The following is a 24192-nucleotide window of genomic DNA, read 5'->3' as shown; positions in this document are numbered from 1 at the left end:
CTCCGCCCAGCTCAGCCGCGGTGCCGGCGGCGAATGCGGAACCTTCGCCGGCCGGTGCTCGGCTTGTCGCCGCCTCGCGCCGTCGCGTCCTGTGGACCGTCGCCGTCCTGCTCGCGGGCCTCGCGCCACGCCGCCACGACCGCGTCGACGTCGATCAGCCGGTACCCGAGCGGAGGGCCGGGCGGCGGCATGCGCAGGTTGGCGGCGATCTTCTCGTTGACCGGTTCCAGCATCCGCCGGACGCTCCGCTCGGACGGCGCCTCGGCCGCCGCCGCCAGGACGTCCTCGATCTCCTTGCGCAGCGCCAGCGTCGGATGGACCATCGCGATGAGGCCCTCACTGGCCAGCTTCTGCTTGATCCACCAGTTCTCGTCCAGCGGCCGGTTCGCGTCGGGCAGGGGCTTGCCCGCGCCCGGCAGGTCGTCGAACTCGCCGCGCTCCTCCGCCTCGCGGATCTGCCCGTCGATCCAAGACTCGAAGCTGAGCCCCGCGGGCTTTCGCTCAGTCATGACCCCATTGTCCCATTCCCGGTTCCGGCCGCGAGGACGACCCGGCTCCCCTCGCGCGCCAGCGGGGCGGACCGGCGGAGGAGGAGGACCGTGTGCCGGTCGGGCGCCCGCACCCTCCGTTCGTGGTTGCGTCCGGTGGGCTCGTGCGTTAGTCAGGGTGGTCATGGATCTGAAGTCGCTGGCGCGGGACGAGCGGGCCGAGCTCGCCGCGTTCCTGGAGACGCTGACGCCCGAGCAGTGGGAGGCTCCGTCGCTCTGCGCGGAATGGCGGGTGCGCGACGTCGTCGCCCACATGATCAGCTACGAGGATCTGCGCGCACGGGACGTGGCGGCGCGGCTGGCCAAGGGCCGGTTCAGCCTGAACCGGACGAACGCCGTCGGCGTCGACGACGCCGGCGCGCGGACGCCCGACGAGCTCCTGGCGATGCTCCGGGAGCGCCTCAGGCCGAGGGGCCTGACCGCCGGGTTCGGCGGCTTGATCGCGCTGACCGACGGCGTCATCCACCACCAGGACATCCGGCGCCCGCTGGGGGTCGCCCGGGAGATTCCGGCGGAGCGGCTCCTGCCCGCGCTGCGCGGCGCGCTGAACACCCCGGTGATCGCCGGCTTCTGGCGGGTCCGGGGGCTGCGCCTCGTGGCGACCGATCTGGACTGGTCGCGGGGGTCGGGGCCGGAGGTGCGGGGGCCCGCCGAAGCGCTGCTGATGGTCGTCGCGGGACGGCGCGGCATCATCCAGGAGCTCTCGGGGCCAGGACGGAAGCGCCTCGCCGAGCGCGTCGAATAGAGCCGGGCAGCGGCGGACGACGGGGAACGCCGCCTCAGCCGCAGTAGGGCGGGGCCTTGTCCGCGTTCTCCCTGGTGATGACGGTTTCAGGCACGTTCTCGATCTTCTTGGCGGACGGGTCCCTGCGGAGCAGCGCGACGACGTTGTCCACCGCCATCTCCCCCACGTCCTTCGGCGTGTTGCTGACCGTCACGGCGAACCGCCCGGTCTTGACCGCCTGGACGCCCTCGGCCGTCCCGCCGTTCGTGAGGATCTTGATGCGGGTGTGGCCCGCCGCCCGGAACGCCGCCTCGACGCCGAACGCCATGTCCTCGTTCTGGACGAGGACGTACCGCACGTCCGGTTCGGCCTGGAGGAGGTTCTCCGCCACGTCCTGCGCCTTGGACCGCTGCCAGAACGCGGGCTGCTCGAACACCACCCTGGCCTTCGTCCCCATGCTCTTCTTGAACGCGCCGGTCATCAGGTCGGCGGCGGCGCCCGGCGCGCCCCCGATGATCGCGACGTCGGCGGGCCGGCCGCCGCTGTCCTTGGCCAGCCACGCGCCGAGCGAGCGTCCGACCTGCTCGACGTCGGCGACCACCGCGCCGAGGATCTTCGACCGGTCGACGCCGGAGGCGACCCCGGTGAGGAAGATCGGGATCCCGGCCCGGCCGGCGCGGGCGACGCCGCCCTGGAGCGCGTCGATGTTCACGGTCTGCACGACGATGACGTCGACCTTCTTGACGATCATGTCGTCGATGTTCGACAGCTCCTTGCCCGGGTCCATCGCCGAGTTGGCCGTCAGGACGTCGACGCCCTTCGCGGCGGCCCGGGCCTTCAGCGCCTTCTGCAGGCACGTGTGGAACTGGATGCTGTTCCCGTTGACGAAACCGATCGTGATCTTCTCGCCGGACGGGGCGGCCTTCTTCCCGCCCTCGTCCACCGAGCAGCCGGCGGTGAGCCCCAGCGAGACCGCGAGCCCGAGGCAGACGGCGAGCGCCGTGCCCGGACGCGCCGAACGGAGGCGTCCGCGCGAGGAATCGGACATGACAGAGCCTTTCAGCGGGCGCGTCCGCGCAGATGGTTGGTGATGGCCGCGACCAGCAGGACGCCGCCGACCGCGACGTCCTGGAAATGCGCGTCCACCTGGAGGAGGTTGAGCGAGTTGGCGACGACGCCGAGCAGCACGACGCCGAGGACGGTCCCGGCGACCGTGCCGCTGCCGCCGTGCAGCGCGGTCCCGCCGATGACGACGGCCGCGACCACGGTCAGCTCCAGCTGCAGCCCGCCGGTGCCGGGGCTCGCCGCGCCGAGCCTGGCCACGAGCATGACGCCGCCGAGCCCGGCGAGCAGGCCGCCGAGCGTGTAGAGCAGCAGTTTGGTGCGCGCCACCGGGATGCCCGCGAGGCGCGCCGCGTCCTCGTTGCCGCCGATGGCGAAGGCGTTGCGGCCGAACGCCGTCCAGCGCATGACCAGCCCCGCCGCCAGGCAGACGGCCGCCGCGACGACGACCGGCGCTGGCACGACCCCGAGCACCTCGCCGAACCCGAGTTCCACGAGGTGGTCGCCGATCGAGACGCTCTGCCCGTCGATGATCAGCAGCGCCGCGCCGCCGAGGACGGTCGACGTCGCCAGCGTCGCCACGAACGGCGCGACGCGGAACACTGTCACGACCGCGCCGTTGCCGAAGCCGATCGCCGCGCCGACCGCCGGGCCCGCGAGCGCGGCCGCCCACCCGTCGGCGCCGGCGGCGATCAGCTGGGCGACGACGCCGCTGGACACGGCCGCGATCGAGCCCAGCGAGAAGTCGATCCCGCCCGCCGTCATCAGCAGGGTGAGCCCCGCGGCCAGGACGGCGGTGACGGCCACCTGCTGCGAGACGTTCAGCACGTTCGCCCCGGTCAGGAACGCCGGGCTCCTCAGCGCCGTGATCAGGCCGATGAGCAGCAAGACGGCCAGCAGCCCCAGATGCCGCGTCAGCCCGGCCGGGAGACTCACGCCGGCGCGGCCGCGGACGGTGCCGGCAGTGGTCATGGCGCCTGTCCTCTCGCGGTCAGCGAGACGAGCTCGTCGCGGGTGGCCTTGGCGGCGGGCAGGTCCGCGACCGTCCGGCCGTGCCGGACGACCACGACCCGGTCGGCGATCCCGACGACCTCGTCGACGTCGCCGGACGCGAGCAGCACCGCCGCCCCGCGGGCGGCCAGCCCGCCGACCAGCCGGTGGATGTCGGCCTTCGCCGCCACGTCGACGCCGCCCGTCGGCTCCTCCAGCAGGCACGCGGTCACCTCGGTGCCGAGCCACGCGGCGAGCAGCACCTTCTGCTGGTTGCCGCCGGACAGCGCGGCGACAGGCGGGTTCGCGTGGATGGCGGTGATGCCGTACCGGTCGCGGGCGGCGCGCCCGTGCCCGCGCATCCGGTTCCACCGCACCAGCCAGGGCCGCCGGAGCCCGCGCCGGACGAGGTCGAGGTTCTCGTCCACCGTCAGCCCCGGGACGAGGCCGAAGGCGAGCCGGTCGCCGGTGACGCAGCGCAGGCCCGCCGCCAGCGCCGCGCCGACGCTCCCGGACGGCACGTCGCGGCCGCCGATCCGCACCCGTCCCGACTCCGCCCGGCGGAGCCCGCTGAGCAGCGGGAACAGCTCGGACTGGCCGTCACCGGCCGGACCGAGCACCGCCGTGACCTGCCCCCCGCGGACCTTCAGATCGAACCCGCGCAGCCGTCCGCCGGTCAGGGCCCGGAGCTCCAGCACCGGTTCGCCGACGCTTCGAGCACGGCCGACGCCGTCGTACGGAAGCTCATTGCTGGACTGGGCGTGCCGGTCGGATTGGACGTGGCGGTCGCCGGTCATGGCGTGGATCAGGGCGGGCAGGTCGGCGTCCGCGGCCGCTACGGTCACGACCCGGCGGCCGTCCCGCAGCACCGTGATCCGGTCGGCGAGGCCGAGGACCTCGTCCAGGTCGTGCGAGATGTAGACGACGCCCGTGCCGCGGGAGCGCAGGGCGCGCACCAGCCGGTGGATCCGCAGGGCGTCGGCACCGCCCAGCGACGCGGTGGGCTCGTCCAGGATGAGGACGCGCCCGCCCAGCCGCGCCTCCCGCGCGATCTCGACGAGGGTCCGCTCGGCCGGGCCGAGGTCGGCGGCGATCCGGCCGGTGGGGAGGTCGATGCCCAGTTCGGCGAGGGCGCGGGCCGCCTCCCGGTGCGCGCTCCGCCAGGACACCGCGCCGAGGCGGGTGGGCAGGCGGCCGAGGAGCAGGTTCTCGGCGACGGTCAGCCCGGGGACCAGGGACCGCTTCTGGTGGACGATGCTCACACCGGCCGCGCGGGCGCGCCTCGGATTCAGCGCCGGGTGGCGGCGTCCCGAGATGTGGACGGCGCCGCGGTCGGGGACGATCGCGCCGCACATCGTCTCCACGAGGGTGGATTTGCCGGCGCCGTTCATGCCGACGACGGCATGGACCTCCCCGGCCGATAACGAGAAGTCGACGTCGGTCAGCGCGCGGGCGCCGCCGAACGCCTTGCACACCCCGCGCAGCTCCAGCACCGTGTCCCGGTGGGCGACGATGCTCACGACGCGGCCTCCGTGACCTCTGCGACGTGGAACCCGGTGATTCCGCCGCCGACCAATGCCCGCGATGTCAAAGATGTGATTGTCGCCCCATTCTAGGGCGATCTGCTCACGTCTCTGGGCCGAAAATCGCGATCGGACGGCCGTCGCTCAGCCTTCGCGCCGCCCGGCGGGCGAGCCGAGAAGGGCGCGGCAGAGGCGCCGGATCTCCTGGACGACCCGTCCGTGCAGGTCGGCGTCGCCGACGTGGATGAGATGGTCGGCGGCGCCGTGCACCGCCTGGAAGATCACGACGGCCGTCGCGTCCGGATCCGGAAGGGCGAACGCGCCGGCGTCCACGCCCTCGGTCAGGAGCCGGGCGAGCGCGTCGATGGAGGTGTGCTCGTCCGGAGCGTCGGGCGGCGGCTCGCGGTGGCGGAAGACGACGTCGTGGAGGCGGTGGTCGCGGACGTAGTCCTCCAGGCCGGCGATCGCCCAGGCCTCGACGCGCGCGACCGGGTCGCCGGGGCCGGCGAGCGCGGCGGCCTCGTCCTGGCGGGCGGCGAAGGCGGCGAGATAGCGATCGCGCAGCGCGTCCAGGACGTCGTCCTTGGAGCGGAAGTACAGGTAGAAGGTGCCCTTGGAGATGCCGGCGCCCGCCGTCACCAGGTCGACGGTCACGCCGTCGATGCCGCGCTCCAGGGCTAGCTTCTCGGCCGCGTCCAGAAGGTCGGCGCGCCGCTCCTCGACGGGCTTGTCGCGTGGACGCACCGTCACCCTCCGTCATGTCCGGCGGCTGTCTCACCGGTCATCCTAGGCGGGCCCCTTGCCTGCCACCGCGACGCCATGATAATCGTTTTCGAGTTAATGACCGCCGGTCATTAACTCGCGGAGGCCCGCGGAGGCTCGGAGAGGTGAGACGACATGGTGCTGCTCAACCGCCCGCTGATCGCGCTGGCGTGGGCCGTGCGCGGCCACATCGGGGCCGCCGCGCTGCTCGGCTTCCTGGTCACCGCGACGCGGGTCGCGCAGGCGCTCGCGCTCGCGCACGTCGTGGCGGACGCCGTCGAAGGGCGCACCGCCACCGCCGGCTACGTCTGGCTCGGCGCCGCGATCGCCGTCCGCGCGGCGGCGCTGTGGCTCGCCGAGGTGGCGGCCGACCGGACGGCCGCGGTCACCAAGGAACGGCTGCGCGTGCGGCTCTACGAGCGCCTCCTCGCGCTCGGGCCGGGGCACCTGATGCTGACCCGCAGCGGCGAGATCAGATCGACGCTGGTCGAGGGCGTGGAGGCGATGGAACCGTACTTCGGCCGCTACCTGCCCGCACTGGCCAACGCGGTCGCCGGTCCGCTGACCGTGCTGGTGATCCTGCTCACCGTCGACCCGTGGCTCTCGGTGATCGTGCTCGCGGGCGGGGCGCTCGCGATCCTCGGCACGATGGCGTGGCAGGCCGCGTTCGCCAAGAGCAGCGACGACGTCTGGGCGGCGATCGGCGACACGGACGCGGAGTTCGTCGACACCGTCCAGGGCCTGCCGACGCTCAAGGCGTTCGACGCCGCCGCGCGGCGCCGCGTCCTCGTCGCGGAGAGCGCCCAGCGGCTCCGGAAGGTCTGCATGGACCAGCTCCGGTACAGCCTGATGCAGCTCGGCGTGCACCGGATCTGCACGCTCGGCGCCGGCGCCGCCGCGACGATCTACGTCGCGTACCGGTTCACCCGCGGCGACGTGGAGGCCGCGTCGTTGCTGACCGTCGTGTTCCTGGTGCCTGAGGTGTTCCGCCCGCTGGACGATCTCGGGCAGCGCGCGCACGACGGCATGGCGGCGGTCAGCGCGTCCAAGGGCATCGGCGAGCTGCTCACCGCGCGAGCCCCCGCACCGGAGCCCGCCGAGCCGGATGCGCCGGGGGCGCTGGCGCCGAGCGTCGCCTTCGAGGACGTGACCTTCCGCTATCCGGGACGCGACCGTCCCGCCCTGCGCTCGGTGTCGTTCACCGTGCGGCCGGGCGAGACGGTGGCGATCGTCGGCGAGTCCGGGGCGGGCAAGAGCACCCTCACGGCGCTCCTGCTCCGGTTCCTCGATCCGCAGAGCGGGACGATCAAGCTCGGCGGCCGGGACCTGCGCACGATCCCCGGCGCCCGGCTCAGGGGCATGATCGGCCTCGTCCCGCAGGACACCTACCTGTTCCACGGCACCGTCGAGGAGAACATCGCGTTCGGCGCGCCGGACGGCGACGCCGGCCGGGTCCGCGCCGCCGCCCGCGCGGCGGGGCTGGAGGGGCTCGGCGGGCTGGAGCTCGGCGCGTCGGCGGGCGAGCGCGGGCAGCAGCTGTCCGGCGGCCAGCGCCAGCGGGTCGCGCTGGCCCGCGCCCTGCTGAAGGACGCGCCCGTCCTGGTGCTCGACGAGGCGACGTCCGCGGTGGACGCCGCGACCGAGGCCCTGATCCAGGACACCCTCCGGGACGCCACCCGGGACCGGACCACGCTGGTGATCGCGCACCGGCTGTCCACCGTCCGCGACGCCGACCGGATCATCGTCCTGGACGGCGGCGAGATCGCGGAGACCGGCACGCATGACGAGCTGCGCCGCCGCGGCGGCGCCTACGCGCGGCTGATCGCCGCGCAGGAGGAGATGACGGGAGTCACACCATGACCCACGGACACGGCCACACCACCGGCGTGCCGGCCGAGGCCGACGCCCGGCACCCCCGCCCGCTGCGCGGACTGCTCCCCTACCTGCTGGAGGACCCGGTCGCGTTCGCGCTCGTCGTCCTGTCGGGGATCGCGTTCGCCGCGCTGCTCATCGCCACGTCGGCGCTCGGCGCGTGGCTCGTCGGCGCCGTCCTGACCGGCCGGACGTTCGCGGACGAGGCGCCGGTCGCCTGGGCGCTCGCCGCGTCCGCCGTCCTCACCGGCGTCGCCGCGTGGTGGCAGTCCTACATCGGGCACGACTGGGCGTTCCGGATCCTGGCCGGGCTGCGCGTCAGGCTCTACGACGGGCTGGAGCGAGCCACGCCCGGCAGGATCCTCGGGAAGCGGACGGGCGACCTCACCGCGTCGGCGATGGCGGACGTGGAGAAGACCGAGATGTTCTTCGCGCACACCGCGGGCGACTACCTCGGCGCGGTGCTGGTCTCGCTCGCGTCCGTCGGGCTGATCGCCGCGCTGGACTGGCGGACGGCGCTGGTCGCGCTCGCGCTGATGGTGCTGGTCGCGGTCGTCCCGTTCGTCCTCGCCGGGCGGGCCGCCGCGCAGGGCCGGGCGCTGCGCGGCGAGCTGGGCACCCTGAACGCCGAGGCGCTCGACGGCGTCCAGGGCCTGCGCGAGCTGGTGACGTTCGGGCGCGGAGGCTGGTACCTGGACCGGCTCGTCCGCCGCACCCGCGCGACCGCGCGGCACACCGCCGCGTACGCGCGCCGGTCAGGGCTGGAGCAGGCCGTCACCGACCTGCTGCTGGCCCTCGGCGTCATCGTCGTGCCGCTGACCGCCGCGCACCAGGTCCGGGCGGGCGGCCTGGACGCGCGCTGGCTGCCCGTGCTGATCGTGCTGGCGCTGGCGTCCGTCGGCCCGATCGCCACGGTGTCGGCGACCGCGCGGACGCTCGGCGAGGTCCGCGCCGCCGCGGGCCGCGTGCTGACGATCATCGGCTACCCGCCCCAGGTCGCGGACGTCCCCGCCTCGACCGCCCCGGAGATCCGGGAGCCGGACGTGCGGTTCGAGGACGTCCGCTTCCGCTACACGGCCGATGGCCCCGACGTGCTGGACGGCGTCGACCTGCACGTCCGTCCCGGCGAGACCGTCGCGCTCGTCGGCCGGTCGGGCGCGGGCAAGACCACCTGCGCGAACCTGCTCCTGCGGTTCTGGGACGTCGCGTCCGGACGGGTCCTGATCGGCGGGCACGACGTCCGGGACGTGCCGCTGCCGGCGGTGCGGGCGGCGGTGACGCTCGTCCCGCAGGAGGTGTACCTGTTCAACCTGACGGTGCGGGAGAACATCCGGCTGGCGCGCCCGTCCGCCACCGACGCGGAGGTCGAGGCCGCCGCCCGCGCGGCGATCGCGCACACGTTCATCGCCGCGCTCCCGCAGGGCTACGACACGGCCTGCGGGGAGCGGGGCGCGCAGCTGTCCGGCGGCCAGCGGCAGCGGATCGCCATCGCCCGCGCGCTGCTCAACGACGCCCCGGTCATCGTGATGGACGAGGCGGTGTCCAGCCTGGACGCCGAGAACGAGAAGGCCGTGCAGGAGGCCGTCGCGGCCGCCCGCGCCGGCCACACGATGATCACCATCGCGCACCGGCTGTCCACGATCCGCGCCGCCGACCGCGTGATCTTCCTGGACGCCGGCCGCGTCGCCGCCACCGGCACGCACGAGGAGCTCCTCGCGACCAACACCGCCTACCGCGCCCTCCTCGCCGCCCAGGCGACGTCCGCACAGGCGGCCTCACCCTGAGCATCGGCGACGGCGACCTCACCGGATCCCCCGTCCTGACCGCCTTCGCGGTTCTTCAGCCTGCCATCAGATCCGCGAAGGCGCGGGCGGCGGCGTCCGAGGTGAACAGCCGGCCGAGGCGAGCCCGGGCCAGCTCGCGGCGGAACGTCCCGGCCAGCGCGGCGTTGCCGGCCTCATGCGTCATTTCCGTCAGCCAGCGGGAGAACTCCTGGTGGCTCCACACCTTCCTGAGGCAGGTGGCGGAGTAGGCGGCGAGCCGGTCCTCATCACCGTCGTGCACGGCCGCGCGAAGCGCATGGGCGAGCACGTTCGCGTCGGCGACCGCGAGGTTCATCCCCTTGCCGCCCATGGGGGTGATGATGTGCGCGGCGTCGCCGACCAGGAAAAGCCTGCCGTACCGCATCGGGTCGACGACGAAGCTGCGCATCTCCACAACGGTTCTCTCACCGATCGGCCCGGCGGGCAGGGCCTCGTCGCCGAGGCGGAGCCGCAGTTGCGTCCAGATCCGCTCGTCGCTCCACTCGTCCAGCGCCTCGTCGGGCGCGCATTCGAGGTAGAAGCGGCTGGCCGCCGGTCCCCGCGGAAACTGCGCGGCGAAGCCGTGCGAACTCACCGCCAGAAGCGGATGGCGGGGAGGCGGGACATCGGCGAGAACAGTGAACCAGCCGATGCCGTGGTCGTAGGAGAAGACGGTCATGGCCTCTGCGGGCACGCTGGTCCTGCTGACGCCGTGGTAACCGTCACACCCCGCCACGTAGTCGCAGGCGATTTCGTGCACGGCCCCGTCCGGGCCGCGATAGGTGACCTTGGGACGAGCGCCGTCGAGCCCGTGCAGGGCCACCTCGTCCGCGTCGAACCGCAGATCGCCTCCGCCTTTCACAAAGATGTCGATGAGGCGCGCGACAAGCACCTGCTGCGGAATGATCCGCCCCGCCCGCCCGTCCGACAGGGCGGGGACGTCGAGGAAATGCGGTTCCCCGTCGACGCGGATCTCAAGCATCCTGTCGGCGGGCATTCCGGCCAGCAGCGCGTCCGCGAGCCCCCATTCCTCGAAGACCCGGGTGCCGGCGTAGTCGAGCACACCCGCACGTTGCCGCCCCTCCACATGGGACCGGCCCTGCCGCTCCACCACCACACAGTCGACATCGGCCCGCCTGAGCAGGTTGGCCAAGCTCAGCCCCGCCGGACCGGCCCCGACAACGACGACCTGGGTGCTAATGCGCATGTAAGACAACTACCGCACCGAACCCGCCCGGCATAAGCCACCAGCCCCCACCCCACACGCGGAGTCCGAGCCGCGAGGCCGGTCGAAGCCCCAACACGGTTCAGGCAGATCGCCAGAGCGTCGGAGTGTCCTGGGGCTGCCAGTCGGCTTGCGCAGTGTGCGCTTGCCTGCAGACATACTGCGCACCGCGATGGGAAACCCTGTCGCCCGGACGGTAGCTGACACCGGCCGTCCACGCGGAAGAGCCGGGCCTCCTCTGGGGCGGCGTCGTCCGCGGCGGGACGCGTCCACTAGTGGACGGCGTAGGCGCGGCCGTGGACGGCGAGGGCGTAGAGGTCTCCGGCGTTGGGGACGGCGAAATGCTGTTCCGTCCCACCCCGACCGAATCCGGCGACACCGGCGCCCGCGTGCTGGCCTCGACCTCCGGCCCCGCATCGGTCACGGCCGGGCCGGCGGACGGCCTCGTCCGCCCGGACGGCCGAACCGCGTACCCCACGCCCGCGAGAAGCACGATCACGAGCACGAGCACGACGCCGAGCACAACGTACCGCCGCCGTGCGGGGGGCCCTGCGGGAGGACGCGCATGGGCCATCAGTCATCCCGTCCTCGCCCGCGCACACCCGCGACAACCGTCCGGCGCACCCGACCTCCCCTGCCCCGTCGCCCGGACACAGGCCGCCGGTACCGGCCGCCGAGCGCCGCCAATAGTGACACAGCCCCGCGAACCGTGTCACCTGGACATACCGCCAGCGCGCCGGGTTCCCGCCCGCCCCGAAGCGGCAAGCTCATCTCCGACCTCATGGCATGTGCTGGGAGGCTCATCCCCCACCGCGCGCGCCCAATCGCGCGGCATTGACCGCCATCGCGGCGTGGAACTGCGAGTTCTGCACGCCGTAGGTCTGCAGCTTCGCCTGGAGTGCGGGATCGTAGCGGCCGAGCTTGACGAATCCGTCGGCGATCCAGCCGTTGTCGACGCCGGTGCCGTCGACGTACATCGGGTAGCGGGGCCCGGAGCCGGCGACCAGGTGAGTGAGGGTACGGGCGAACCGGGCGACCTCCCTGGCGGACCAGCCGGCGTTGGTGTCGCGGGCCTCGACGACGTAGGCGATGACGCCGTTGCCGTGGCCGACGTCCTGGCCGTGCCCGCCCGTTTCGCCCCACACGTCGCTCCACCAGTAGGCGGCCGGATCAGGACGGCCGGGACGGAGCTGCTGACGCAGCGAGGACCGATGGTTGGGCAGGTGGTCGTCGATGTTGCGCACGATCTCGGCGCAGGCGGCCCGCCGCGCCGCGTCGGCGGTGAGCATGGAGACGTCCAGCGCGATCGAGGCCCAGTGCGCGGCCATGTGTGTGCGGGAGCGGTAGATATGGGCGTCAGCCCCGCGGACGCGCCACTTGTCCACGATATTGGTCTCGGTGAACGCCAGGATTCGGGTGTAATCGGCCCGCACGTCGTGTGGCGCGCTCCTGATCCCGGGTCGCAGCAGCCGCAGCAGGCGGGTCACGTAGCGCCACACATAGCTCTCGTACAGCGGAATCTCGTCCCCGCCGCCACCCGGCGACACCCAGCCCAGAAAGGCGTCCTTGAAAGTGCTGGTCGGCAGCGACGCGGACGGCCGGGCGGACCCGATCATGTTGCCGGTGTACCGCAACGCCCTCCGGGCATAGCGAAGGTCCCCTGTCGCCTCGAACATGCCGGCGAGCTCGTCGATCGAATAAGCGAGCGGGTAGAAGTCGGAACTGTCCCGGGATTGGCTGAGCCGCTCAGACTCCGCATGGCTCGCACTCGCCCCGGCATCGAACACGCCGCGCCAGTACTTCACCGACAACAACCGCACGGACTGCGAAGGCGGCACCGGATCAGGATCGGCACGCCTGCAACTGACGGAGCCCCCCACCAGCACCGAAATCACCAAACACGCCACGACCGTCCAAGGCCAGCTGAGCCCACCCCTCATATCTCCAACAAAGCGGTGGTCCCGAGAGACCCCTCCCCGCGCAACAGGGCTATGTCGTGGTGAATCGGATCGGGTCGGTGAGGGCGGTCAGGGCGCCGTCCAGGTCGGCGAGACGGGCGGCGAGGGTGGCGGCGGCGAGGCGGGTCGGAAGGGCCTCGTTGAACTTGAGGCCGCGCAACGCGCGTTCGTCGATGTCGGGGAGGCAGAGCCGGTCGGCCGCGTCGGCCGTGCCGGCCTTCCACATGTCGCGGGTGAGGTCGGGGCGGAGGCGTACCCATTCGTCCTCGAAGCGCTGTTTCTCGTCGGTCAGTCCGGAGAGGGTCGCGGTGAGGACGGCGTTGGCCCGGTGCCCGGCCCAGTTCCACCAGCGGACGTCGTCGCCGTCACGGGTGATGACGGTGCCGCCGGGATGCACGGTGTGGGTGGCGGCGTCGCGCGCCTTCGCGAGGTAGCGGACAGCCCGTTCCGTCATGGTCACCGGCGGGCCGGTGCCGAGCAGGACGTCCCGGCACGCACGGGTGAGCGCGAAACTGGAGCCGGTGAAGGCCGTCCCGTACCAGCGGGCCTTCCCAGGACGGTCGGACGGTTCGACGAAGCAGCGACGGCGTTTCCAGTCGATCCAGGTGACCTGCCAGCTGCGCCCGGCGAGGAGGAGGACGCGAGGGCCTTCCACGCGTTCGGTGAGGAGCATCGGGTCGGTCCGGCCGATCTCCTGGCGGCCGGACAGGACGGTGAACTCGGGGGGCGCGGTGAAGACGGCGGTCATGTCCATGAAATGGCGGCGGCCGAACTTCTCTTCGGCGGCGGGGCCGATGAAGAGGAATTCGCCGTCCTGCTCGACGTATCCGTGCTCGACGAGGTGGCGGACGATCGGCTCGGCGCCGCGATCGAAGGGCGGCAGTCCATTCCAGTGTTCGGCCCACAGCCGGTTTCCGACTTTGTGCTCTTGCAGGCAGAGAGCGAGGAACTGCTGCGCGACGATGTGGCGTGGTTCCGGGGGCGCCTGCACCGGTTCGACGTACCCGCGGCTCCACAGCAGGGTCAGGGCGGCCGCGGAGACGAGCGAGTCCTGGCCGAGGGCCAGGAACAGGCAGTTCCGCGTGGTTCCCGCGCGTCTTCCGCTGCGACCGAGACGCTGCAGGAATGCGGCGACGGTACCGCCCGATTCAGCGCTGCCACCGCCTGGGGGTCCCGGGAGGCCAGCGGAGCATGTGGCCGCGCATGCGAGTCCACGTCGGCCAGCGGATGAACACCCCGTCCGTCAGGCCCAAGCGCATGTACATGAATAACGCGAGGCTGCCCCCGAGTAGCAGGAAAAAGTACAAGACCCACCGCAGCCCGTCCCCGGCGGGGATCATCAGCGGCAAGCAGAGCACGGCGATCGCCAGGCTCACCTTCCACGCCCACTCCAACATCTTTTGTCGCTGCCTGGCCCTCGCCAACGAGGACACTCGCACGGTGAACGTTCTGCCGCAGACGGGACACTCCATCCGCACGTCCTCAAAGCCACGCTCCGGGCGCTCGACGGGGATGGGATGAACGAGCCACTCGTGCTTGGTAACGAGGACACCGGGATTGGTGGACAGTAAATGCCCGTACCCGATTCCTGGATAGGGCCCCAGGGGCAGTCTGCTCATATCCGCTCCTTCCGGCAGGTGCATCAACGGTAGCCGCGCCGGCACGCGTGTCCACTGCTGCGAGTAGCCGAATCCGGCCAGAAAAGCGGGTTTGCAGCTCGCACCCATTGAGCCCTTTAAATGTGCGCGGAGCTCGCGGTTCTGGAGGACATGAACGACCTCGGCCGGATGACCCGGAATGGCGCTTGTCGACCGGCGTCAGGGGCCTGGAGGCGGCCGGTTCATGAACCAGGCCCCAGCTCGGCGCCGACCCGGTCCTCGGACCTGCGGGGTCGCCGTTCCGCGACCACCGCCGACGCGACGGCGCCCACGGTCCCCGCTCCGCCGAGCAGGCCCGCGACCGGGTTCACGAATCCGGACACCACCGAGGTGGCATAGCTCCCGCCGCCGGTCAGGCGGCACTCGAAACGCAACGGGACAAGGCCCACCCGATAGTCGACGACCCGCGCCACCGTCGCGGGGTCGGCCTCTCCACGGCACGGCCTGAGCGGCGAGGAGTCCGTCCCGCCGTCCTCGGCTTCCAGGGCCGCCGCCCCCGCCTGCGCCGCGCCCCAGGCGTACGCGCCGATGGCCGCTCCGAGGGCGAGAAGCGCGCCCCCTCGCAGCAGCCCGGCTCGCGCGCGCCGTCCATGCCGGACCACCGCCACGATGCCGCACACGGCCACCGCCACGGCGACGACCATCCCGACCAGGGAACCCAACAGCAGGACGAGCGCGATCACGATGGCTCCCTGGGCGGACGGTCTCGGAACGAAACGGCTACGCGATCAAGGATAGAGCGCCCCGCCCACCAAGATCAGTGGATGACGCCGCCCGGCCTGCCCCAGCTCAAGGCCGACCAGACGCGCTCCTGATCCGTTGCGGCATTACCGGGAGGCGAGAAGCACCCCACAGACCGTTCCGCGAATGGCGGCGCGATCCGCGGAGGAAACCCTCTCCTATCCATCCTTCTGGTGAAACGCTGGGAATCTTCACGTGCGTCTCACAGGCGATGGAGCCGTCTGCGGGCGGTCGCACGAGAGTTCGCGGCAGCAGGAGTGGATCGATGTCGGAACAGCCGGGACCTGACCGTCCTCGCTGGAGGGAGTGGCTGGACTTCGTGGAGCGGCACACGCTCCTCGTCCAGGTGCTCGGCGGCATCGCCGCCAGCACGGGATTCTCGGTCGTCACGTACCTGTTTCGCTACGGGACGAGGATCAACCTCAGTACCGAGGCGACCGTCACCGTTCTGAGCACGATCGGATTCACGGTCGGATGCCTCGTGCTGGTATGCCTCCGATCCAGTCCTAGGACGTGGCAGTTCGTCAGCGCCTTCGCCGTCACGATCTTCGCCGCGATGCTCGGCGTGACAATACTTCTCGGCTGGGCCGAGTCCTCGTCCCGGCGTACTGCTGAGCCGACCCCCGGCGTTCCAACTCGCCCGTCGCGCAGCGCCCCGCACCTGTCGATCCCTGCCCCTCCACTCCTGCCTTCTCGCGCCAGGACGGAATGGTCGTGCGGGTGACCAGCCTACGGAAAGGCGAGTACGTCAATGTCGGTGGCCCGAAAAGCCCTCCTATTATTCTCCACTCTATGCGGAGATCACCTCTTGCGCGAAGGGCCACGTTGGAGAAGTGTTCTACGCAGGTAACCTCTGGCCAGCGTCCACCCCCTTTCCGGGCCAGGACGAGGTCGAGAACATGACCGCCGTCAAGTGCCAAACCGAGTTTCACAAATATACGGGCATTTCCCATCTCGATTCCGAGCTGAAAGGCCACGTATGGCACCCTAATGCGACTTTGTGGGCACGCGGCGACCGGCGGGTGGTATGCCTCGGCTATCACCCTAAGCAATCGCTAAATTACTCAATCAAGGGTCTACGGCGTTAGCGCGGACGCATCCGTTCTCGATCTGGTCGATGGAACGGGCCTGCTCGCGCGGCTCCGGCACCTGGCCCGTGTCCTCCGTCCCTGGCTGGACGGGACCTTCCCCGACATCCTCCATGCCATCCGATCCCGACCGGGCCGACAAGTGCCGGCTGCCCCGCGTCATGGACGGTCCGCGTCGTCGAGCTTCGACTTGATGACGGACGGGGTCGTCGCCGGTTCCTGTCACGCGAGGCTTCACCACCGGCCGGGACTCTTGGCCGGTTCGGCTCAGGTCGGGTTGCGGACCCGCCCTTGACCCGGCCCGCGACCCCTCGCCCGGCGGCACCGGGAGGAACCACCCGCAGCCGGGCCGGACGCACAGAGAGCCCCGGCCCGCCTGCTCGACGGGCCGGGGCTCCCGGTTGACCGGTCTCAGCTCAGGTCGAGGGCACCTGACTTGGCCTCGGCCGCGAACACCTGCCACGCGGCCGGACCGAACACCAACTTGGCCCCGTCCGGATCCTTGGAATCCCGCACGGCCACCGCCGCCACCAGGTCCGCCACCTCGACGCACGCACCACCGGTGTCCGTGCTACGGCTGCTCTTCTTCCACTCGGCAGCGGAGATCGGCACCATGGGCGCTACCTCGACGCACTGCCCACCGGTATTGGTGCTGTAGCTGCTCTTCTGCCACCCCGACGGCACCAAAGCGACCTCAATGCACTGGTCACCGGTGTTTGTACTGTGGCGGCTCTTGCGCCATTGCACAGCCCAGGGGTGCTGCGTGGTCATAGGCTCTCCAAGATCGTCCGGAGGAAGTCCAGTGATTCCTCGGCGCTCATCGCCGAGGCTCTGATCAAATCGAAACCTACCCCATACTTCCGGACGATCGCAGTGTGATCAACGAGCTGTGCACCCACATGACCTTCGACCTGCACAACATCTGCCTCATCCGCCTCGTCCGGAAAACTCAGGATCGTGAATGGACCAGGCAAACCCGCGTAGGCTCCTTTGGCGGTCGGAACGATCTGGAGCGTGACATAAGGTAGCTCCATCAGATCAATGAGGTGCTGGATCTGCCCCTTCAGCACTTCCGGGTTTCCGATCGGACGGCGGATGGCGAATTCGTCGAAGATCGCGAACACGTGAGGCGGGTCTTCTCGCTTGAGGATCTCCTGTCGCTCCATCCGGGTCCCGACGAGTTGGTCCACCGCGTCGGAGGTCCTCCCCACCTTAAGCACCTCGTGCGCGTACTCAGGCGTCTGGAACAACCCGGTGATGACCATGGTCTCGAAGACGTAGATCACCTCGGCCTTCCCCTCCCGTTCGATGAAGTCAGGGAAGCCCGGCGGTAGGAGCTGCAGCTTGCCGAGCTCCTGCATCCACTCCCAGATACGGCGGAACGTCCCGTTCGCCTGGAAGAAGGCGTCGCAGTCGTTGGCGAAGTCCTCGGACGGGGCGCCCACGCCAGATTCGATTTGTCCGATCCATTGGGGTGAGTAGCCGAGCCTCTCGGCGAGCTGCGGTCGCGACAAGTTGGACAATTCTCGCCTAGCGCGCAACTCCGCACCGAAGTATTCGGACGGCGAGGACGGGACACCGGGGTCACGAGGGCGGCGAGGCATGGGAACTCCAAGATCCGAAAGTGGCGCGACTTTCTAACCGCAGCCGGGGGCTTTCTTTCGACGGCCTTCTTGCTCTTCCCGAAGATAACCCGACTACGGGAAGGTGGGAAGCGGTAACGGAGAGAAATCGCGACGAAAGCGCAACCGATCATGGAAACGTCCTTCAACCCAGCCGACCATGCCTTGGCCCGGCTACGCGCGGACTACCAAGGACACCGAATCTGGCGTGCAAAACGCCATGACGGTCTACCGGGAGATTGGGTCGCCACTCTGCATGACCCTAGGGCCGGTATAGACGCGACCGTCATACGCAGTAACGCGCAAGAGCTTCGTATGGCTCTTGCCATGGAACGCAGTCGCGCAACCGGCCGACCCACGGGCCAGCCCAGTAAGTGGGTGCGCTGGTGATTATGTGGATCGAACCGAAGCCCTCACCCCGCACCGTTCCCGCTTCGTCCATAACCGTCCATCTTGACCGGCTTTCCGAAGAGATCGCCCGGGAAGGATGGCAGTTCGCGCGACGCTACGACGGGCCGCGTCCGCTCATCCACGTCTTCGACCGCGACATCCCGCAATTCGGCGAGAGCATCACGCTCGTCCCTGGCCAGACCCCCGACGTGTGGTGGTTCAGGTCGAGCACAGGCGAGGACCTTGCACCGCACACCAAGCCGATCCAGGCGGCCAAGCAGGTAACCCGCATCCTCATCCCGTACGTGACGGCCGCGCGCGCCGCCCGCTCACACCAGACCCAGACAACCAGGCCACCACGCGCTACTCCCCCGGCCGTGCCGGACCCGTCCCACGAAACGACGATCGCCGGACTACAGGAACGGTTCGCCGGTGTCGTCTTCTGGTGGGGCACCTACACCTACGAATGGTGGGCGATCGTCCCCGGCGGCACACAGTGGACGATCGTCAACGCCGAAGACCCGGACGCCCTCGTCCAGCAGATCCTCAAGGCCCGCAACTACCGCTAACCCACCCCCGCCGCGCGGCCAGGAGACTTCCTCGCACCTCCCGGCCGCGCGGCTTCCTCAACTCAAGCCTTCTTGCGTCCACGCCCTTTGGCAGGCGGACGCCACCCCTTGAGATCCCGCTCCGCCAGCTCATACCGCCCGAGCTGCTCGCGAAGGAACGCGTCAAACTCGTCGGCCGGAACGCCACCCCACTCGGTGTCAGCTTCTCCACATCCCAGGCCCCAACCTCAGCCCGATCGTTCACAAGGTTGGCAAGCGCCTGCGCCTGATCCTTGTGATCCCACCCGGCCCACCCCGTAACCGGCCTGCAGTGACCGGATAAGGACGCTGGTCCTCAACGCTCGTCCCACCCCCGCGATTCTCATGGTGCACCCCGGCAGGGGCGGGACGAGCCCGACGGTCAAGAAGAAGGGGTAGCTGCGATGCCCACCGAAACGATCTTCCCCGAGTACAACCGGTTCCTCATCGGGCCGCCCGGCTGCATGCCGGGCTCAGCCGACCCACCTGTAGCCAACGGGGTGGCGGAGGCCGCTCGCGACCCCGCCGGGGCCGCCCTGATCGACACCGGAGTAAAGGACGATCCCATCACCGTCACCGCCGAACTAGCCGACCAGCAGCCCGCCATCGACGCCCAAGCGTGGGAGGACATCGCCATCATCGGGATCGACTGGCCCGGCGGTCCCATGCAGGTCATCGGTGCCGACGACGTACCGCCTTCGCTGATGTCGTTCACCCCCGACCTGCCACCAGGCCGGATGATGATCCTCGTCGCCGGGCGGAACAGGGACCACGGAGAAGCGCGCGGCGACCTCGGGCCCGCCGAGGAGTACCTGATCATCGCGTGGCCTGGTGATGAACCAGACCAGGTGATCAAACAGGAGAGCCTCCAGGGGGCGCGCATCCGCCAATACCGTCAGAAGCGCGACGCCAAGGCCGCCGAAGGCAGGAGCTGAGCGGCCGACCCTCCAGGCGTTCCTCGACATACCGGCGCGCGCCCGCAGCCCCGAACCGCTCCGGGCGATGGTCTATGACGATCGCCGAATCTGCCACTGATGCGAACGCCCCCGCCGAGAGTGCCCACCCTCGAAGGGCGCTGGAAAGTGGCGGAGGATCGGGGATTTGAACCCCGGATGGGCGTGAACCAAACCGCATTAGCAGTGCGTGCAACGCCCATCCGGGGACGTCCATGAACGTTCGCGACCTGCAACGCAGGACGTCAGTGCTTTGGATCACCATGCACTGCAACGAGAAATGCAACAGTGACGCCTCTCTAAGGGGCCTGTGACAGCCGCTTGTTCAGTGGGGGTCGCGGCGCGGGCGGGCAGGTGGGTCGGCCGTGCCCGCACGACCACGATCGCGGTGATCGGGGTGGTGGACGGTTCTCATGGTTCGGTCGGTCGTGGCTGAACTGGAAGAGACCGAGGCTGTCCTCAGAACCGGGTAGCCGCGTCAGTCCGCGCAACGCGGCGCACCTCCTCCGCCGACTTCCCCGTGATGTTCCGCAGGTCCACGCCGCGCAGGTCCACGCCGCGCAGTTCCGCGCCACGCAGGTCCGCGCCCGGTCAGGTTCGCGCCCGGTCAGGTTCGCGCCGCGCAGGCTCGCGCGGGTGAGTCGGATTCCAGGAACGCGGATACCGTGCAGGTCGAGGACCCGGTACACCGTCGCGCGCCCGACGGAGAAGACCTCCATCAACTCGGCGATGGTGTACTCGCCGGTGCCGTGCATCCGCACCAGGTCGGCCTGCTGGCGGGCGCTCAACTTGGGCCGCTTGCCTTTGAGCCTGCCCCGGGAGCGGGCGACGGCCATGCCCTCGCGGGTGCGCATCTTCAAAAGGTCGGCTTCGAACTCGGCGAACACGGCCAGCATGTTGAAGAACGTCTTGGACATGGGGTCGGCGGGGTCGTAGACGTTCCCGCCGAGCGAGAGGCGGACGCCGCGGACGACCAGGGTGCCGCCGATATCGCGGGCGTCGGGGACCGAGCGGGCGCGCCGGTCGACCTTGGGGACCACCATGGTGTCACCGGCACGCACGGCCGCCAGAGCCTGGTCCAGGCCAGGCCGGGCGCGGTTGGTGCCGGTAAGACCCTTGTCGAGGTAGATCCGGTCCTCTTGCACGCCGAAGTCGATCAGGGCCTGGCGCTGGGCGGTGAGGTCTTGCAGGACGGTGAAGCATCTGGCGTACCCGATGAGTTCTCCCACAAGACGTGGGTACCGTTTAGCCCCCGGTCACCGGACAGTTTCGCGGACTACCTTTGTGAGACGGCGTCGGCCCAGGTCGCGATCGGATGCCGCGCGATCTCGGAGTGTCCCGGTGAGCGTTCCCCTACGGACACGCTCGACCCACTCTGCCCCGACCGGTGACACAGCCACTGTCACGGCGAGCTGATTGGCGGTCGGGCGTCGTCGACGCCATGGGTCCCGATGATCGTTCCTAAGATCGAAACGGGTCCTTGAGCTGGGAGCCGCCTGTCGGAATCGAACCGACGACCTATTCATTACGAGTGAAGATCAACATGGAGTGATCCAGTCGACGGCCATGCGCAGGAGTACCTATGACGCTCCGGCCGTCCACCGACGTCCACCACGATTGTCACTCAGTTGGTCACTCACCGAAGGCCCGGTTCAAAGGCCGGTCGGCGGTCGGGTGTAGACGCGTTCGAGGAAGGCGTCGCGGGTGGTGGCAACCGGCCGTCACGGCAGGACCGCAGGAGGGGCCGCTGGAGCGCGCTCATCGCCAGTGGACGGACTCGCTTTCAAGTACCAGATCTCGGTAACTCCGGCTCATGGCTGGACTTGAATCGGTAGGCTCTCGCTCGGCAGATCACGCCTGCCGGTCTGAGCACCGAGCGCCTACGCCGCTGGTGCGCCGACGACAAAGCGTCCAGGACGACGCGTGGTTCCCCCCGAGTTCATGCCGTCCGGCGGCGTGCGTAGGACTCCGCCCGAGGACGCCATGACCGCCGACCCGTGCCGTCGCCCTTCCCGCGACCTGCAACGCCGTATCCGCTACCGCAAGGCTGTGACCGGCGAAAGCTACATGGCTGCCGCCGCCGACGTGGAGGCCGAATGGGCCAGGGGGCAGCGCTACCTGTCCGACCCCTCGGTGCCCGCCGAGGTGGCCGCCGCAGCCCGCAAGGCCGGGCTCATTCCCCTTGAACCGTTGGACCCGGATCTGAGCTGGCACTGGTGGTGCCGCTGTCGCCGGTGCGGCGAGGTCGTGGCGGCGAGGCCGTGGGGCCACGAGTATCAGCCTGAAGGACGCTCCCCGCGCTTTGATGCGGGTCACGAGCCTCAGGATTGCCAACATCGGTACAACCTCGCCTGGGCCGAAATCGCCGCTCGGCGTGGAGGCCCGGCGGCATGAGTCGCAGCGACGTCCTGGTGCTCTTGCTTGGCGTGTCGATCACTCTGCATGCCGCCACCGCATCGGCGCTGCTCAGCCGACGGTCCGGACGCGGCCACCCCGAATCGGCCCTGGCGGCTGGCGGCGCCGGTCAGGTCCAGGAAGATGTTGTCCCAGCGGACGTCGGCGTCGGGTTGCAGGTGGGTGTGCAGGAGGCGTTGGGCGGTGAGGCGGACCTGGTGCTCTTCGTGGACGTGCGGCTTGGCACCGCATCCTGCTCAAGCAAGCCGCGAGGGCGTTGCAGCCTGGCCGGCGCGCTGAGCGAGGTGGATCCTTTCTACCGCTACGAGGTCCAGATACGGTCGGGCCGCGGAGACGAGCAGCCATGGGACGGAGACCTGCACACTGCCTCACCCGTGGCGTGGGTGCACTACCGGCAGTTGGACCAGAATTCCTATCTGATGCTGCGGTTGCTGCCCGCTGCGCAGAGTCGCTGCGCCTCCGGCCGATCACTGCCTCGGTCGAACTGGAGGTCGCGGTTGGTTCCCCGGAGCACAGGGCGGTGGAGGATTGGCTGCGCTACGGCGCGCCATTCCACGACGTGCCCGGCACCATTACCAGTGTCACCGGGCCAGCGGGGCCTCTCCCCTCCGGCGGGCCTGGCCGGTTCACCTTCATGGTCACCGCCGAGTCGAACGGCGATCGGCCCGATCTGGAGGTCCGGCTCTTGACCGCGGACGAGACCGTGGCCCAAATCCTGGAGCTCACCGACGTGCGCGTCTCCCGCGACGTGGACGGCCTGGGCCTGTGGGTGTCCGGTACCGACCGCTCCGGCACCCTGGAGTTCCGGTCCATGGACGGAAGGGGTGGCCGGATCGCTCCGGCCACCCCGTACCGTTCCAGGACGTCACACGCCGTGTCCCAGATCGTTGTCGAGGGTGTTGAGCAGCCAGCCGCCGAACCGCGTCCCGTTGGCCGCCATCATGGGAGCACCCATGGTGGACCCGGCCTGTTCGAGGATGCCCAGACCCCACGGGCTGCTCACGAGCAGTTCGGCTTGGCGGTCACCGTCGTAGTCCGCGGACGTGCCGAGCCGGTTGTCGGCGGTGTTGAGGAGCCAGCCGCCGAACCGGGTTCCGTTGGGTGCCATCATCGGCACTGAGAACGTCCCGCCCGACAGTTTCAGGACCGCGATGCCCCATGGGCTGGTGACCAGGATTTCCGCGTTCCCGTCGCCGTCGAAGTCGCCCACCGGGCCGAACGAGTTGTCGGCGGTGTTCAGCAGCCAGCCGCCGAACCGGGTTCCGTTGGGTGCCAGCAAGGGGGCAGCCATGGTGGCTCCGGCCTGCTCTAGGATGCCGATGCCCCATGGGCTGGTGACCAGCACTTCGGCCCGTCCATCGCCGTCGAAGTCGGCGCTGCGTGAGGCGAACTTGACCGCTGCTGGAATGAGCTCGCGCAGGTTGGGACGATTGCCGATGCGCTGGCTTGACGGCCGGTCGGGCGCGTCCTGCTGGGGCGAGCCGGTGGCGCGTACCAGCCACCGGGCGTGGCCGGAGGTCAGCCGGCGATGCCCGCGGGCGGCGAGCACCCCCTGCGTGGCGGCCAGGGCGCCGACCACGATGGGCGACGCGCTCGACGTACCGTTGAAGCTGTTGGTGTACCAGAGGTCAGGGTCGCTGCCGCCCTGCAGATCACCGTAGCCGGTGGTCGTCACCTCACTGCCCCAGCCTTGGGCGTCGACGCGCGCCCCGAAGTTGGAGAAGCCCAGCCGCGAACGATCCGGTCCCCAGTCGACGCCGTGCGTGCCCGGCGGCGGCGCGCCCGCACCCACCAGGACCGCGCCCGAGGACGGGTTGGCGGGGTCCGAGCGGCCGCGCGCAGAACTGTCCACCCTGCCCGCGCACGCGTCCGCCTGCGCGGGCAGCCACCGCGGTCGCAGACTGGCCGAGATCGTCGCGACCGTCACCTAGGAAAGAGACTCGGTGGACATCACGCCGCTGACCGACGACCAGATCGCCGAGCGCCTCACCCCTCTGCCAGGCTGGGAGCGCACCGGAGACGCGATCACGCGGACGTTCAAGCACACGTACCACGAGACGGTCCACCTTGCGATGTACGTCGCAGCCAAAGTCCGCGAGGTCGGACACCACCCGGACATCCGCATCACCTGGCAGCGGATCCAGTTCGAGATCACGACCCACGACGCTGACCACCGGCTCACCAACGCCGACTTCGAGCTTGCGCGCCACATCGATGCGATTGCGGCGGCACACGGAGCCGACCCGGCCTAAGCTGTGAGCACGTGCACCAA

At 70.3% G+C, this 24192-nt stretch carries 24 protein-coding genes, 1 tRNA gene and 1 pseudogene; 9 read left to right on the top strand and 17 right to left on the bottom strand.

What is annotated here, in order from left to right:
• Positions 1 to 11 precede the first annotated feature (11 nt).
• A complete protein-coding gene (locus ACH34T_RS03915) occupies positions 12 to 509 on the bottom strand; it encodes a DUF1992 domain-containing protein (protein ID WP_395990537.1) in 498 nt (165 codons plus the stop codon).
• Between the two features lie 163 nt (positions 510 to 672).
• Between ACH34T_RS03915 and ACH34T_RS03910 the strand changes: the two genes are divergently transcribed.
• Positions 673 to 1293 carry a maleylpyruvate isomerase family mycothiol-dependent enzyme gene (locus tag ACH34T_RS03910; protein ID WP_395990536.1) on the top strand — a complete coding sequence of 207 codons (621 nt, stop codon included), beginning with the start codon at positions 673 to 675 and terminating at the stop codon, positions 1291 to 1293.
• A gap of 34 nt (positions 1294 to 1327) precedes the next feature.
• Here the strand turns inward: ACH34T_RS03910 and ACH34T_RS03905 are convergent, their stop codons facing one another.
• The 4 genes from ACH34T_RS03905 to ACH34T_RS03890 form a co-directional block, all read right to left on the bottom strand.
• Positions 1328 to 2320 (bottom strand): sugar ABC transporter substrate-binding protein, encoded by a 993-nt coding sequence (locus ACH34T_RS03905; protein WP_395990535.1) that lies wholly within the window; start codon positions 2318 to 2320, stop codon positions 1328 to 1330.
• Between the two features lie 11 nt (positions 2321 to 2331).
• Positions 2332 to 3306 carry an ABC transporter permease gene (locus tag ACH34T_RS03900; protein ID WP_395990534.1) on the bottom strand — a complete coding sequence of 325 codons (975 nt, stop codon included), beginning with the start codon at positions 3304 to 3306 and terminating at the stop codon, positions 2332 to 2334.
• On the bottom strand, positions 3303 to 4844 hold the full coding sequence (locus tag ACH34T_RS03895; RefSeq protein ID WP_395990533.1) for a sugar ABC transporter ATP-binding protein: 1542 nt from the start codon (positions 4842 to 4844) through the stop codon (positions 3303 to 3305). The genes ACH34T_RS03900 and ACH34T_RS03895 overlap by 4 nt, the downstream gene beginning before the upstream one ends.
• A gap of 147 nt (positions 4845 to 4991) precedes the next feature.
• Positions 4992 to 5591, bottom strand: coding sequence for a TetR/AcrR family transcriptional regulator (locus ACH34T_RS03890; protein ID WP_395990532.1), 600 nt, complete (start codon positions 5589 to 5591; stop codon positions 4992 to 4994).
• 153 nt (positions 5592 to 5744) lie between these two features.
• On the opposite strand from ACH34T_RS03890, the gene ACH34T_RS03885 reads away from it, so the two are divergent.
• The gene (locus ACH34T_RS03885; protein WP_395990531.1) at positions 5745 to 7469 is read left to right on the top strand and encodes an ABC transporter ATP-binding protein/permease; all 1725 of its coding nucleotides are present in this window, start codon (positions 5745 to 5747) and stop codon (positions 7467 to 7469) included.
• The gene (gene cydC / locus ACH34T_RS03880; protein WP_395990530.1) at positions 7466 to 9265 is read left to right on the top strand and encodes a thiol reductant ABC exporter subunit CydC; all 1800 of its coding nucleotides are present in this window, start codon (positions 7466 to 7468) and stop codon (positions 9263 to 9265) included. The genes ACH34T_RS03885 and cydC overlap by 4 nt, the downstream gene beginning before the upstream one ends.
• Before the next feature lie 55 nt (positions 9266 to 9320).
• Here cydC and ACH34T_RS03875 read toward each other — a convergent pair whose 3' ends face one another.
• The 6 genes from ACH34T_RS03875 to ACH34T_RS03850 all read right to left on the bottom strand — a co-directional run bounded on the left by ACH34T_RS03875 (position 9321) and on the right by ACH34T_RS03850 (position 14807).
• Complete coding sequence (locus ACH34T_RS03875; protein WP_395990529.1) at positions 9321 to 10490, bottom strand: 4-hydroxybenzoate 3-monooxygenase; 1170 nt, start codon at positions 10488 to 10490, stop codon at positions 9321 to 9323.
• A gap of 100 nt (positions 10491 to 10590) precedes the next feature.
• Positions 10591 to 11082, bottom strand: coding sequence for a carbohydrate-binding protein (locus ACH34T_RS03870; protein WP_395990528.1), 492 nt, complete (start codon positions 11080 to 11082; stop codon positions 10591 to 10593).
• Between the two features lie 226 nt (positions 11083 to 11308).
• Complete coding sequence (locus ACH34T_RS03865) at positions 11309 to 12346, bottom strand: hypothetical protein (RefSeq protein ID WP_395990527.1); 1038 nt, start codon at positions 12344 to 12346, stop codon at positions 11309 to 11311.
• A gap of 151 nt (positions 12347 to 12497) precedes the next feature.
• Entirely contained in the window at positions 12498 to 13457 is a 960-nt protein-coding gene (locus tag ACH34T_RS03860) for a hypothetical protein (protein ID WP_395990526.1), read from the bottom strand.
• Positions 13458 to 13614: 157 nt separating this feature from the next.
• Complete coding sequence (locus ACH34T_RS03855) at positions 13615 to 14085, bottom strand: hypothetical protein (RefSeq protein ID WP_395990525.1); 471 nt, start codon at positions 14083 to 14085, stop codon at positions 13615 to 13617.
• A gap of 221 nt (positions 14086 to 14306) precedes the next feature.
• Positions 14307 to 14807 (bottom strand): hypothetical protein, encoded by a 501-nt coding sequence (locus ACH34T_RS03850; protein WP_395990524.1) that lies wholly within the window; start codon positions 14805 to 14807, stop codon positions 14307 to 14309.
• A 323-nt stretch (positions 14808 to 15130) separates the two neighbouring features.
• Here ACH34T_RS03850 and ACH34T_RS03845 point away from each other — a divergent pair, with 323 nt between their 5' ends.
• Both ACH34T_RS03845 and ACH34T_RS03840 read left to right on the top strand, forming a co-directional pair.
• Complete coding sequence (locus ACH34T_RS03845) at positions 15131 to 15589, top strand: hypothetical protein (RefSeq protein WP_395990523.1); 459 nt, start codon at positions 15131 to 15133, stop codon at positions 15587 to 15589.
• Positions 15474 to 15953: a septum formation family protein gene (locus tag ACH34T_RS03840; protein ID WP_395990857.1), complete on the top strand. Its 480-nt coding sequence runs from the start codon at positions 15474 to 15476 to the stop codon at positions 15951 to 15953. Before ACH34T_RS03845 ends, ACH34T_RS03840 begins: the two co-directional genes overlap by 116 nt.
• Before the next feature lie 411 nt (positions 15954 to 16364).
• Here ACH34T_RS03840 and ACH34T_RS03835 read toward each other — a convergent pair whose 3' ends face one another.
• Both ACH34T_RS03835 and ACH34T_RS03830 read right to left on the bottom strand, forming a co-directional pair.
• Positions 16365 to 16724, bottom strand: coding sequence for a DUF397 domain-containing protein (locus ACH34T_RS03835; protein WP_395990522.1), 360 nt, complete (start codon positions 16722 to 16724; stop codon positions 16365 to 16367).
• Positions 16721 to 17557 carry a helix-turn-helix domain-containing protein gene (locus ACH34T_RS03830; RefSeq protein WP_395990521.1) on the bottom strand — a complete coding sequence of 279 codons (837 nt, stop codon included), beginning with the start codon at positions 17555 to 17557 and terminating at the stop codon, positions 16721 to 16723. The genes ACH34T_RS03835 and ACH34T_RS03830 overlap by 4 nt, the downstream gene beginning before the upstream one ends.
• A 410-nt stretch (positions 17558 to 17967) precedes the next feature.
• Between ACH34T_RS03830 and ACH34T_RS03825 the strand changes: the two genes are divergently transcribed.
• Positions 17968 to 18534 carry a hypothetical protein gene (locus ACH34T_RS03825; protein ID WP_395990520.1) on the top strand — a complete coding sequence of 189 codons (567 nt, stop codon included), beginning with the start codon at positions 17968 to 17970 and terminating at the stop codon, positions 18532 to 18534.
• Positions 18535 to 18956: 422 nt separating this feature from the next.
• Positions 18957 to 19487 carry a hypothetical protein gene (locus ACH34T_RS03820; RefSeq protein ID WP_395990519.1) on the top strand — a complete coding sequence of 177 codons (531 nt, stop codon included), beginning with the start codon at positions 18957 to 18959 and terminating at the stop codon, positions 19485 to 19487.
• 477 nt (positions 19488 to 19964) lie between these two features.
• Here ACH34T_RS03820 and ACH34T_RS03815 read toward each other — a convergent pair whose 3' ends face one another.
• The 3 genes and pseudogenes from ACH34T_RS03815 to ACH34T_RS03805 form a co-directional block, all read right to left on the bottom strand.
• Positions 19965 to 20069, bottom strand: coding sequence for a hypothetical protein (locus tag ACH34T_RS03815; protein WP_395990856.1), 105 nt, complete (start codon positions 20067 to 20069; stop codon positions 19965 to 19967).
• Positions 20070 to 20191: 122 nt separating this feature from the next.
• Positions 20192 to 20734: pseudogene (locus ACH34T_RS03810) on the bottom strand (recombinase family protein); the annotation flags it as partial.
• A 257-nt stretch (positions 20735 to 20991) separates the two neighbouring features.
• Positions 20992 to 21071 (bottom strand) — tRNA-Thr (locus ACH34T_RS03805).
• Between the two features lie 417 nt (positions 21072 to 21488).
• On the opposite strand from ACH34T_RS03805, the gene ACH34T_RS03800 reads away from it, so the two are divergent.
• On the top strand, positions 21489 to 21899 hold the full coding sequence (locus tag ACH34T_RS03800) for a hypothetical protein (protein WP_395990518.1): 411 nt from the start codon (positions 21489 to 21491) through the stop codon (positions 21897 to 21899).
• An 886-nt stretch (positions 21900 to 22785) separates the two neighbouring features.
• On the opposite strand, the gene ACH34T_RS03795 is transcribed toward ACH34T_RS03800, so the two are convergent.
• On the bottom strand, positions 22786 to 23847 hold the full coding sequence (locus tag ACH34T_RS03795) for an FG-GAP-like repeat-containing protein (RefSeq protein WP_395990517.1): 1062 nt from the start codon (positions 23845 to 23847) through the stop codon (positions 22786 to 22788).
• A gap of 16 nt (positions 23848 to 23863) precedes the next feature.
• On the opposite strand from ACH34T_RS03795, the gene ACH34T_RS03790 reads away from it, so the two are divergent.
• Positions 23864 to 24172 carry a 4a-hydroxytetrahydrobiopterin dehydratase gene (locus tag ACH34T_RS03790; protein ID WP_395990516.1) on the top strand — a complete coding sequence of 103 codons (309 nt, stop codon included), beginning with the start codon at positions 23864 to 23866 and terminating at the stop codon, positions 24170 to 24172.
• Positions 24173 to 24192 lie beyond the last annotated feature (20 nt).

The sequence above is a fragment of the Actinomadura sp. 9N215 genome (genome assembly GCF_044326345.1).
Classification (GTDB): Bacteria; Actinomycetota; Actinomycetes; order Streptosporangiales; family Streptosporangiaceae; genus Spirillospora.
The sequence above is the reverse complement of the archived record's forward strand: the minus strand, read 5'-3'. Positions and strand labels throughout refer to the sequence as shown.